Source organism: Clostridium sp. ATCC BAA-442, assembly GCF_964239415.1.
Lineage (GTDB): Bacteria > Bacillota > Clostridia > Oscillospirales > Oscillospiraceae > Flavonifractor > Flavonifractor plautii.
Map to the genome: position 1 here is coordinate 64,563 of NZ_CAXSQB010000007.1, position 10,236 is coordinate 74,798.

Below are 10,236 nucleotides of genomic sequence, written 5' to 3' on the forward strand. Positions count from 1 at the left end.
GCCTTCCGCTTTTTTATCGGCCCCATTTGTGCTATACTGCTGTATATTCCAACGAAAAGGAGGTGGGCGGATGGAGGCGCTGCTGGACTGGATGGCCGCCAATCCCCAGGTCTGGGCCTGGTTCACCACGGCGGTGCGCTTTTTGTTCCCGGTGCTGGCCCTGCTGATTCTCATACGGACGATCCGCTCCCTGCTCACCGTGCCCTGTCTGCCGGAGGTGTGGGCCTACCTGACCCTGCCCAACGGGGCTCAGGAGCCGCTGACCCACTGGGAGAACATCCTGGGCCGGGGCGGCAACTCCGACGTGATTCTCAACTATCCTGTGGTATCCCGGCAGCACGCCGCCCTGATTCGCCAGGCGGACGACACCTGGACGGCCTACGACCTGGGCTCCAAGGGTGGCGTGACGGTAAACGGCAGGCCGGTGGAGGGCTCCGCCCCCGTCCAGTACGGCGACGTGGTGGGCATCGGCGGGGTGGAGACCGTGCTGCTCCCCCTCTCTCCGGAGGAAAAGGCTCAGCGCCGCCAGCGGCGGCGGGCCATGCGGCCCGTGTCCCCCTGGCTGGGGCTGGTGCTCCTCACCGTGTTCCAGGCCCTCACCGCACTCCAGCTCACCATCAGCGAGGGGGAGAACGCCACGGTGATGATCCCGCTCACCTTCCTGCTGCTGACGGGGGTGATGTGGCTGTACTTCCTCACCCTCCGCGCCCTGCGCCGGGTAGGCTTTGAGATGGAGACCATCGCCTTCTTCCTGTCCACCCTCTCCCTGGCGGTGACCTCCTCCTCCAATACCCCCGCCCTGTTCAAGCAGTTCCTCTGCGTGGTGCTGGGACTGGCCCTGTTCCTGGTGCTGGGGGTCTTCCTGCGCAACCTGGACCGGGCCAAGAAAATCCGCTGGCTCATGGCCGCCGGGGCCATCGGCCTGCTGAGCCTCACCGTGGTGCTCTACCTGCTGGGCCTCACCGGCACCAAATATGGAGCGGCCAACTGGCTGACCATTGCCGGCATCTCGGTGCAGCCCTCCGAGCTGGCCAAAATCTGCTACATCTTTGCCGGGGCGGCCACCCTGGACCGGCTCTTCCGCAAGCGGAACCTGGGCCTGTTCATCCTGCTCACCGGCGTGTGCCTGGCCTGTCTGGCCTATATGAGCGACTTCGGCACCGCCGCCATCTTCTTTGTCACCTTCCTGGTTATCGCCTACCTCCGCTCCGGCGACTGGGCCACCCTGGCCCTCATCTGCGGCGGCGGGGTGTTTGCGGTGCTCACCATGCTCTCCCTCAAGCCCTACATCCTTCAACGCTTCGCCACCTGGGGCCACGCGTGGCAGAACGCCTCGGTAGGCAGCGGCTACCAGCAGACCCGCACCATGTCAGCCGCCGCCTCCGGCGGCCTGGTGGGGGTGGGCCCCGGCGAGGGCTGGCTCCACACCGTGGGCGCGGGGGACACCGACCTGGTGTTCGGCATGCTGTGCGAGGAGTGGGGGCTGATCATCGCCCTGCTGGCGGTGCTGTCCATTCTCACTCTGGCGGTGTTCGCCGTCCGGGCCTGCCGGGCCGGGCGGAGCTCCTTTTACGTCATCGCCGCCTGCGCCGCCACCTCCATGATGGTGTTTCAGACCTGCCTCAACGTGTTCGGCGCGGTGGACATTCTCCCCCTCACCGGCGTCACCTTTCCCTTCGTGTCCAACGGCGGCACGGCCATGATCGCCTCCTGGGGGCTGCTGGCCTTCCTCAAGGCCACCGACACCCGTCAGAACGCCAGCTTTGCCATCCGCCTGCCCTCCCGGCGGGAGGACCGCCGGGGGGCGGCGCTGGCCCCCAAATCCACCGACGAATGGGAGGCGGACGATGAAGAAGATTGAAAAGCGGGCCCTGCTCTGCCTCCTGCTGGCCGCCGCCCTGCTGCTGGGCTCCGGCCTGTTTGTGTTCCGCTTCGTGAAAAATGGCGGCCGCTGGGTCTCCTTTGCCGCCAACCGCCACCTCTACAACCGCCAGGGACAGCTCTCGGTGGGCCGGGTGCTGGACCGGGACGGGGACGTGCTCTCCTGGACGGAGGAGGACGGCACCCGGCGCTGGTACGACAACGCCACCGTGCGCAAGGCCACCCTCCACGCCGTGGGGGACGCCCAGGGCAACATCGGCACCGGGGCGCTGGTGGCCTTTGCCGACCAGCTCTCCGGCTACAACCTGCTCACCGGGGCCTACTCCCCCCTGGGGGCGGGCAACGACCTCTACCTCACCCTGGACGCCCGGTACAACTACATCGCCTATGAGACCCTGGCCGGCCGCAAGGGGGCGGTGGGCGTCTACAACTACGAGACGGGGGAGGTGCTGTGCATGGTGTCCGCCCCCGCCTTCGACCCGCTGACCCCTCCCTCCGCCGAGGAGCTGGAGGAGAACGACGCCTACGAGGGGGCGTACCTCAACCGCTTCCTCTCCGGCACCTTCCCGCCGGGCTCGGTCTACAAGACCGTGGTGCTCTCCGCCGCCATTGAGCGCATGCCCGATCTCTTTGACCGCACCTGGACCTGCACCGGCTCCACCCAGGTGGGGGACGGGGCCATCACCTGCCCCCACGCCCACGGGGAGCAGGACATCTCCTCCGCCCTGGCCAACTCGTGCAACGGGGTGTTCGCCCTGCTGGCCGGCGAGCTGGGGGAGGACGTGCTGGAGGAGTACACCGTCCGGGCGGGGCTCACCTCCTCCTACCGGGTCAGCGGCCTGAACACCGCCGCCGGCTCCTTCGATTTTGACGGCCTCACGGCCAACGAGCTGGGCTGGGCCGGCGTGGGGCAGTACAACGACCTGGCCAACCCCTGCGCCCTCATGGTCTATATGGGGGCCATCGCAAACGGCGGAACGGCGGCCGTGCCCCGGCTGGTGCTCAAGACGGAGAACGCCCTGGGCCTGCCGTCCCTGCCCGCCCTGCCCCGGCACACCCAAAAGCTGGTGGAGGGGGATACCGCCGCCGCCCTGGCAGAGCTGATGGCCCACAATGTCACGGCCCAGTACGGCGCCTCCCGCTTCCCCAACATGGACGTGTGCGCCAAGAGCGGCACCGCCGAGGTGGGGGGCGGCAAGGCCCCCCACGCCTGGTTCGCCGGCTTCCTCCGCAACCCCGACGCCCCCTACGCCTTCGTGGTGCTGGTGGAGAACGGCGGTTCCGGTGCGGACGCGGCGGGCTCCGTGGCGGCCAGGGTGCTGGACGCTGTGGTCAACGGATACTAAAAGCAGGCCCCCGGCGCGCGGCAAAGCCGTGCGCCGGGGGTGTTCTTATAGCTGCTCCAGTACGCTGCGCAGGAGCCAGGCGTGGGAGTCCTCCTCCCCCGCCAGCTCCAGAAAGAGCTCGTGGAGGCAGGGATCGGCAGTCTCCGCCGCCGCGGTCTGGTAGGCGGCCGCCCCCCGCTGCTCCTCCATGAAGTGCTCCCGCAGGGCGGCGGAGAAGGGGGCGGGGGATGGATTGGGTACCCGGTCTACCGGCCAGTACCGCACCCCGGAGATGAGAAAATAGGCGGTGGAAAGCCGCTTGGCGTGGCGGCGCTCGTCGGCGGCGATGGTGGCCAGCACCCGCCCGCTGTTTCCCTGGGCCCGGCGGGATAGGGCCTGATAGGCCCTCCAATCCGCCAGTTCCCGGTCAATGAGCCGCTGGAGCTGGGCGCCGTACACCGCCGAGGACGCCCCCAGGCAGGGCACGTCGTGCTCTTCTCCCACCACGGGCCGGGAGGGCGCCTGTTCGCCGGCTGGAGCAGTATGTACCACGGCAGGCAGCGCCGCCGCGGGGGGCTGGATGGCCGGAGGGGCGGCGGCGTCCTTGCCCAGGGTAAAGGGGCAGTCGGGCCGGTCCTCGGGCATCACCCGCCGCCACACCCGCTCAAAGACCTCCTGGTCGCAGGAGCAGGGCAAATGATCTTGTTCCATAGACAAAGCCTCCTGATGATTTGGATTCACCTTATCCTATGCGAATAGTGTGGTTTTTGCGCCCGGCAGGGTTGTATTTTCCCCCCCGCCGTGATAAAATAACATCTCATGAGAAGAAGCATAGTACAAAGGAGAGACCGCGTATGCTGGAGATAAAGCATCTCAGCTACCAGGTGGAGGGGGAGTCCGGCGAGGAGCTGGGTATCCTCAACGACGTCTCCCTCACCGTAGCTGACCATCAGTTTGTGGTCATCACCGGCCCCAACGGGGGCGGCAAGACCACCCTGGCGAAGGCCATCATGGGCCTGGTGCGGCCCACCGGGGGCACCATCGCCTGGAATGGCACCGACATCACCGGCCTGGACATCACCCAGCGGGCCCGCCTGGGGGTGAGCTACGGCTTTCAGCAGCCGCCCCGCTTCAAGGGCCTGCGGGTGCGGGATCTGCTGGCCCTGGCCGCGGGCAGCGAGAAGCTGACCCGGGAGGAGGGCTGCCAGTATCTGACCCGGGTGGGCCTGTGCGCCGCCGACTATATCGACCGGGAGGTGGACGCCTCCCTGTCCGGCGGCGAGGTCAAGCGCATTGAGATCGCCACTATTCTGGCCCGCAAGTCGGGGCTGATGATCTTTGATGAGCCGGAGGCGGGCATCGACCTGTGGTCCTTCGCCAAGCTGACCGAGACCTTCAAGGCCATCCACCAGAAGCGGGAGGCCACGCTGATCGTCATCTCCCACCAGGAGCGCATCATCGACCTGGCCGACGAGATTGTGATGATCCGCGACGGGAAAATCGCCAAGCACGGGCCCAAGGACGAGATTTTCCCCCAGATCCTGGCCAACACCTCGGCCGGGTGCAGCTATATGTCGGAGGGGGCGAGGTAAGCATGGATCAGGCTGAATGGAAACTGCTGAAAGAGATCGCGGAGCTGGAGAAGACCCCCCAGGGGGCCTACAACATCCGCCGCAACGGCGCGCTGGACTCCCGGAACAGCACCGCCAACATTGAGATCACCACCAAGACCGAGCCGGGCAAGTCGGGCATCGACATCCGCATCAAGCCGGGCACCAGGCACGAGTCGGTCCACATCCCGGTCATCATCAGCCAGACCGGGCTGAGCGAGATGGTATACAACGACTTCTTCATCGGCGAGGACTGCGATGTGGACATCGTGGCCGGCTGCGGCATCCACAACACCGGCTGCGAGACCAGCCAGCACGACGGCGTGCACACCTTCTACGTGGGCAAAAACTCCAAGGTCCGCTATGTGGAGCGCCACTACGGCGAGGGCCCCGGCACCGGCAAGCGCATCATGAACCCCCAGACCGTCGTGTATCTGGAGGAGGGGGCCACCATCAATCTGGAGAGCACCCAGATCCGCGGCGTGGACTCCACCAAGCGGGAGACGAAAATCGTGGTGGGGAAGGACGCCGAGGCCATCATCACCGAGAAGCTGCTCACCCACGGGGAGCAGACCGCCGAGAGCGATATGGAGATCATTCTGGACGGCGAGGGGGCCAACGGCCGGGTGGTGTCCCGCTCGGTGGCCCAGGACCAGTCCCAGCAGGTGTTCTACCCCAAGGTGACGGGCAACGCCAGGTGCTTCGGCCATGTGCAGTGCGACTCCATCATCATGGGCGACGCCAGAATTTCCTCCATCCCCGCCATCGTGGCCAACCATGTGGACGCCCAGCTCATTCACGAGGCGGCCATCGGACGCATCGCGGGCGACCAGATTCTCAAGCTCATGACCCTGGGCCTCACCGAGCAGGAGGCGGAGGAGAAGATTCTCGATGGATTCCTACAGTAAGCTTCTGGAGCTGGTGAATACCAGCGGCTGCTTCGCCCCCGCCAACCACATGTACGTCACCGAGCTGCGGCCGGATCACAGCGCCGTGGGCGTGCTGGAGGTGCAGCCCTCCAGCCTCAACCCCATGGGCATCGTCCACGGCGGGGCGCTGGTCACCCTGGCGGACACCGTGTGCGGCACGGCGGCCTTCACCACCGGGCACATGTGCGTCACCCTGGACTGCTCCATGCAGTATCTGGCCCCGGCGTCCGGAGCGCGCATCACCTGCACGGCCACGCCCAGGAAGCTGGGCAAAACCGTCCTGGTGTACGAGGCCGTGCTCACCGACGACACGGGCCGGACGGTGGCCACCGGGGTTTATACCTTTTTTGCCAAGGGGCCGGCAAACTGACCCGCATCCTCGACAGGCGCGCCGCAGGGCGCGCCTGCTTTATTTCAGATGACCTCCCCCGAGGCATCCCGGGTGCCCAGCAGGTCGTCCAGCCGCAGCAGGGCGGCGAGAAAGACAAACAGGGAGGCCCACAGGTTGGTGCACGCCGACCGCCGGGCCGCCGGCGTCCCACCCCGGGCGGTCTCCCGCTCTGTCTTGAGGGCCAGACAGAGGAAAAAGCCCAGCGCTCCCACCACCAGGGCCGAGGCGCTCAGGCGGATGGGGAACACCCGGGGCAGGGCGGCCGCCCCCTCGGCATCCCCCTGGAGGGTTCTGCACAGCCCCTCCCGCTGTATGCGCACCCCCCAGTAGGAGAGCAGCACCGACAGTACGATCAACAACAGAAACAGCAGGGATTCATCCACCGTCCTGAGCTGCTCCCGCAGGACTGTCTCTTCCATTTTTCCACCTCCCTGCCCTATTTTATGGGGATGGGGCAGGTTTTGTGTGTTTCCTCCGCCTCGCCTGACCTTTTAAAATAGATTTATTCTGATACTTTTAACAAGGTCAGACGGAGCGTACAATGGGGACAGACAAAAAAAGGAGGGAGCCCCTGTGCGCGAATCGAAAAAACTCCGGCTGCTCTGCCTGGCCGCCCTGTTCGCCGGAGCCATTGCGGTCACCACCGCCTATCTGCTCCATATCCCCATCCCCACCGGCGGCTACATCCACCTGGGAGACGCGCTGATCTACCTGGCGGCCTGTCTGCTGCCCGCCCCCTACGCCGTGGGCGCCGCCATGGTGGGGGCCGGGCTGGCGGATCTGCTCACCGCCCCTCTGTGGGTGGTCCCCACGCTGCTCATCAAGGCCCTGGTGGCCCTCCTGTTTACCAGCCGGGCCCCGCGGCTCCTCTGCCCCCGGAACGGGGCGGCCCTTCTGCTGGCCTGCCTGCTCTCCCCGGCGGCGTACGGCCTGGCCGCCTGCCTGCTGCTGGGCGGCGTCAACGCCTTCTGGCCCCAGTTCCTGGGCACGCTGGTACAGGCGGTGGGCAGCGGGGCGGTCTTTGCCGTCTTGGCGCTGGCCCTGGACCGGGCAGGCGGTAAAGCCAGGCTCGCTCCCCATAGCCAGGGCTGACTTTTCCACCCGTTTGGTCCCCCTTGTGGAAAACTTCCCCTTGCCCAATGCCCTTGAGCGGTGCTATCCTATTCTCACACGAGGAGGGATTGTTATGAAGCGCGTGAAAATTACCGTTCTGAAAACCACCCTGGACCGGGATCTGGCGGAGGAATACGGCGCCGAGGGGCTGACGGCCTGTCCCATGCTGCGGGAAGGGCAGGTCTTTTACGCCGACTACGCCAAGCCGGAGGGCTTCTGTGACGAGGCGTGGAAGGCGGTCTACCAGTACGCCTTCGCCCTGGCCCACGGCGCGGGGGAGGGGCTGTTCTACTACGGAGACTGGATTCGCAAGCCCGGCGTGGCCATTTGTAGCTGCAACGACGGCCTGCGGCCCGTTATCTTTAAGCTGGAGGCCACGGACGAGGAGGCCGTCCCCAGCTACACCCCCGTGCGGTAACCGGCGCATCAAAAACCGCCCCCCGGCGCAGGCCGGCGGGCGGTTTTTGATTTTATCAGAACTTGGTACCCCCGAACTCGTGGAAGGTGAGGTTCTTGTTCCGCTCCTCGGTCCAGCCGATGGCCCACTGGGAACCGAACAGCAGGAGCTGGTTGCCCTTGTAGTCCTCCACCAGCTTCACGTCGGTGCCCAGGATGAGATCCTCCTCCTTGACCGGCTCGCCGTCGTCGGTCTCGATCCACCGCAGGTATTCGTAGGGCAGGCCCTCCATATAGAGCTCCACGTTGTACTCGTTCTTGAGGCGGTACTCCAGCACGTCGAACTGGAGGGTGCCCACCACGCCCACGATAACCTCCTCCATGCCGGTGTAGGGGGTCTTGAAGATCTGGATGGCGCCCTCCTGGGCGATCTGCTCCATACCCTTCAAAAACTGCTTGCGCTTCATGGTGTCCAGGGAGCGCACCCGCTTGAAGTGCTCGGGGGCGAAGGTGGGGATGGGGTCGAAGCGGAACTTTTTGCCCGGGGCGCACAGGGTGTCGCCGATGGAGAAGATGCCCGGGTCAAACACGCCGATGATGTCGCCGGCGTAGGCCTCCTCGATGATCTCCCGCTCGGCCGCCATGAGCTGCTGGGGCCGGGACAGGCGGAGCTTCTTGCCGCCCTGGACATGGTACACCTCCTTATCCGCGTCAAAGCGGCCGGAGACGATGCGCATAAAGGCGATGCGGTCCCGGTGGGCCTTGTTCATGTTGGCCTGGATCTTGAACACAAACGCGGAGAAGTCGTCGTCCAGGGAGTCCACCACCAGCTCGCCCGCCCGCCGGGGCAGGGGGGCGGTGGTCATCTGGAGGAAGTGCTCCAGGAAGGGCTCCACGCCGAAGTTGGTGAGGGCGGAACCGAAGAACACCGGGGAGAGCTTGCCGTGGCGCACCCGGTCCAGATCAAACTCGGCGGCCGCGCCATCCAGCAGCTCGATCTCGTCGGTGAGCTGCCGGTGGAGCCGCTCGCCGATCAGGCCGTCCAGGTTGGGGTCGCCCAGCTCCACCTCCGTGGCGGTGGCCGCCTTGGCCCCGCCGTTGGAGGTGAAGTGGATAATCTTGCGGCTGCCCCGGTCGTACACACCCTTGAACTCCTTGCCGCAGCCAATGGGCCAGTTGACCGGGTAGGTCTCGATGCCCAGCTCCTTCTCCAGCTCCTCCAGCAGCTCGAAGGAGTCCCGGGCCTCCCGGTCCATCTTGTTGATGAAGGTGAAGATGGGGATGTCCCGCATGGCGCACACCTTGAACAGCTTGCGGGTCTGGGCCTCCACGCCCTTGGCCGCGTCAATGACCATCACCGCGCTGTCGGCGGCCATGAGGGTGCGGTAGGTGTCCTCCGAGAAGTCCTGGTGGCCGGGGGTGTCCAGGATGTTGATGCAGTAGCCCTCGTACTGGAACTGCATGACGGAAGAGGTGACCGAGATGCCGCGCTGCTTCTCAATCTCCATCCAGTCGGAGGTGGCGGCCCGGGTATTCTTTTTGCCCTTGACCTGCCCAGCCTGGGCAATGGCCCCGCCGTAGAGCAGGAATTTCTCGGTCAGGGTGGTCTTGCCGGCGTCCGGGTGGCTGATGATGGCAAAGGTACGCCGGCGATTGATTTCTTTCTCGTATTGTGACAAGGTAATGTCCTCCTTGATAGAGTTGGTGCATGGGTGCCGGGCGGATGTGGGCATCCGCCCCTACGGCGGGAACAGGCCCTCATTTGGACGTTGTAGGGGGCGATGCCTACATCGCCCCGCCTTACGGCGGAGTGAGGCGGCGGATGGCGTCCGGGATCGCCTCAAAGGCGGCCACCGAGGGCACAGGGCGGTCAATGCGCCCGAAGCCGTAGGCGGCATGGAGGAAGGGGACCCCCGCCTTGGAGGCGGCGTCATAGTCCCCCTGGGTGTCTCCGATGTAGAGGGGCCGCCTCAGGCCGTTCCGCTCCGCCACCAGGGCGATGTTGTCCGCCTTGGGCAGCCCCGTGCGGCCGGGGTTTTCGTAGTCCGTAAAATAGCGCCCCAGTCCATGGGCCTGGAAAAAGGCCTCAATATACCCGTCCTGGCAGTTGCTGACGAGAAAGAGGGGACAGCGGGCGGAGAGCGCCGCCAGGGTCTGCTCCACCCCGGGGTAGAGGACGCCCCCGTGGGCGGCCACATAGGCGTTTTCCTCCGACAGCACCTCCTCCAGAATGGGCTTCACCCGCTCCTGGTCCAGCTCCGGCACCAGGCGGTGGAGGATATCGGGCAGCAGCATCCCCATACACGGCAGCAGCCGCGCCCGGGTCACGGTGCCGGCATACTCCGGCGCAAGCCGCTCCAGGGCCCGGTTCCAGGAGATGCAGATGGCATCCACCGAATCCCACAGGGTCCCGTCCAGATCAAACAGAAGTCCGTCAAACACGTCCATCCCCCCGGTTCCGTCTCACAAACACGACCACATCCGAAGGGATGCAGCCGATACCAATACCTTGATACTATATCATACCCAAGCCGCCCTTTTCAAGCCTCCCTGTCCCATATTTTGCACAAAAAGCCGGGGGCCCGGGGGGG

The 10,236-nt window shown here is 65.9% G+C and carries 11 protein-coding genes; 7 read left to right on the top strand and 4 right to left on the bottom strand.

Annotated features, from left to right (window positions below; all coding sequences use genetic code 11):
* The first annotated feature begins 70 nt into the window (after window positions 1-70).
* Together ACESY8_RS04965 and ACESY8_RS04970 are read left to right on the top strand one after the other, a co-directional pair.
* Window positions 71-1,861 (top strand): FtsW/RodA/SpoVE family cell cycle protein, encoded by a 1,791-nt coding sequence (locus ACESY8_RS04965; protein WP_007489879.1) that lies wholly within the window; start codon window positions 71-73, stop codon window positions 1,859-1,861.
* On the top strand, window positions 1,848-3,227 hold the full coding sequence (locus tag ACESY8_RS04970; RefSeq protein ID WP_054338843.1) for a penicillin-binding transpeptidase domain-containing protein: 1,380 nt from the start codon (window positions 1,848-1,850) through the stop codon (window positions 3,225-3,227). The genes ACESY8_RS04965 and ACESY8_RS04970 overlap by 14 nt, the downstream gene beginning before the upstream one ends.
* A 45-nt stretch (window positions 3,228-3,272) precedes the next feature.
* Here the strand turns inward: ACESY8_RS04970 and ACESY8_RS04975 are convergent, their stop codons facing one another.
* Window positions 3,273-3,917: a rubrerythrin gene (locus ACESY8_RS04975; protein WP_054338842.1), complete on the bottom strand. Its 645-nt coding sequence runs from the start codon at window positions 3,915-3,917 to the stop codon at window positions 3,273-3,275.
* A 143-nt stretch (window positions 3,918-4,060) separates the two neighbouring features.
* Between ACESY8_RS04975 and ACESY8_RS04980 the strand changes: the two genes are divergently transcribed.
* Genes ACESY8_RS04980 through ACESY8_RS04990 form a run of 3 tightly spaced genes read left to right on the top strand, consistent with a single transcriptional unit; the run spans window position 4,061 to window position 6,115 of the window.
* The gene (locus tag ACESY8_RS04980) at window positions 4,061-4,798 is read left to right on the top strand and encodes an ABC transporter ATP-binding protein (RefSeq protein ID WP_007489882.1); all 738 of its coding nucleotides are present in this window, start codon (window positions 4,061-4,063) and stop codon (window positions 4,796-4,798) included.
* Window positions 4,799-4,800: 2 nt separating this feature from the next.
* Window positions 4,801-5,724: a SufB/SufD family protein gene (locus ACESY8_RS04985; protein WP_007489883.1), complete on the top strand. Its 924-nt coding sequence runs from the start codon at window positions 4,801-4,803 to the stop codon at window positions 5,722-5,724.
* Window positions 5,708-6,115 (top strand): PaaI family thioesterase, encoded by a 408-nt coding sequence (locus tag ACESY8_RS04990; RefSeq protein WP_007489884.1) that lies wholly within the window; start codon window positions 5,708-5,710, stop codon window positions 6,113-6,115. Before ACESY8_RS04985 ends, ACESY8_RS04990 begins: the two co-directional genes overlap by 17 nt.
* Before the next feature lie 44 nt (window positions 6,116-6,159).
* Here the strand turns inward: ACESY8_RS04990 and ACESY8_RS04995 are convergent, their stop codons facing one another.
* Window positions 6,160-6,555 carry a hypothetical protein gene (locus tag ACESY8_RS04995; protein ID WP_007489885.1) on the bottom strand — a complete coding sequence of 132 codons (396 nt, stop codon included), beginning with the start codon at window positions 6,553-6,555 and terminating at the stop codon, window positions 6,160-6,162.
* Window positions 6,556-6,709: 154 nt separating this feature from the next.
* Here ACESY8_RS04995 and ACESY8_RS05000 point away from each other — a divergent pair, with 154 nt between their 5' ends.
* Together ACESY8_RS05000 and ACESY8_RS05005 are read left to right on the top strand one after the other, a co-directional pair.
* A complete protein-coding gene (locus ACESY8_RS05000; RefSeq protein ID WP_007489887.1) occupies window positions 6,710-7,228 on the top strand; it encodes a TIGR04002 family protein in 519 nt (172 codons plus the stop codon).
* Window positions 7,229-7,322: 94 nt separating this feature from the next.
* Complete coding sequence (locus tag ACESY8_RS05005) at window positions 7,323-7,667, top strand: TIGR04076 family protein (protein WP_009257278.1); 345 nt, start codon at window positions 7,323-7,325, stop codon at window positions 7,665-7,667.
* A gap of 55 nt (window positions 7,668-7,722) precedes the next feature.
* On the opposite strand, the gene ACESY8_RS05010 is transcribed toward ACESY8_RS05005, so the two are convergent.
* Window positions 7,723-9,324, bottom strand: a complete 1,602-nt coding sequence (locus tag ACESY8_RS05010) for a peptide chain release factor 3 (protein WP_154250656.1) — start codon at window positions 9,322-9,324, stop codon at window positions 7,723-7,725.
* 121 nt (window positions 9,325-9,445) lie between these two features.
* The gene (locus tag ACESY8_RS05015; RefSeq protein WP_054338840.1) at window positions 9,446-10,093 is read right to left on the bottom strand and encodes an HAD family hydrolase; all 648 of its coding nucleotides are present in this window, start codon (window positions 10,091-10,093) and stop codon (window positions 9,446-9,448) included.
* Window positions 10,094-10,236: the final 143 nt, after the last annotated feature.

Excerpts from the sequence above, each read along its gene's own strand:
- ACESY8_RS04965 (WP_007489879.1), top strand. The coding sequence starts at position 71 with ATGGAGGCGCTGCTGGACTGGATGGCCGCCAATCCCCAGGTCTGGGCC.
- ACESY8_RS04970 (WP_054338843.1), top strand. The coding sequence starts at position 1,848 with ATGAAGAAGATTGAAAAGCGGGCCCTGCTCTGCCTCCTGCTGGCCGCC.
- ACESY8_RS04975 (WP_054338842.1), bottom strand. The coding sequence starts at position 3,917 with ATGGAACAAGATCATTTGCCCTGCTCCTGCGACCAGGAGGTCTTTGAG.
- ACESY8_RS04980 (WP_007489882.1), top strand. The coding sequence starts at position 4,061 with ATGCTGGAGATAAAGCATCTCAGCTACCAGGTGGAGGGGGAGTCCGGC.
- ACESY8_RS04985 (WP_007489883.1), top strand. The coding sequence starts at position 4,801 with ATGGATCAGGCTGAATGGAAACTGCTGAAAGAGATCGCGGAGCTGGAG.
- ACESY8_RS04990 (WP_007489884.1), top strand. The coding sequence starts at position 5,708 with ATGGATTCCTACAGTAAGCTTCTGGAGCTGGTGAATACCAGCGGCTGC.
- ACESY8_RS04995 (WP_007489885.1), bottom strand. The coding sequence starts at position 6,555 with ATGGAAGAGACAGTCCTGCGGGAGCAGCTCAGGACGGTGGATGAATCC.
- ACESY8_RS05005 (WP_009257278.1), top strand. The coding sequence starts at position 7,323 with ATGAAGCGCGTGAAAATTACCGTTCTGAAAACCACCCTGGACCGGGAT.
- ACESY8_RS05015 (WP_054338840.1), bottom strand. The coding sequence starts at position 10,093 with ATGGACGTGTTTGACGGACTTCTGTTTGATCTGGACGGGACCCTGTGG.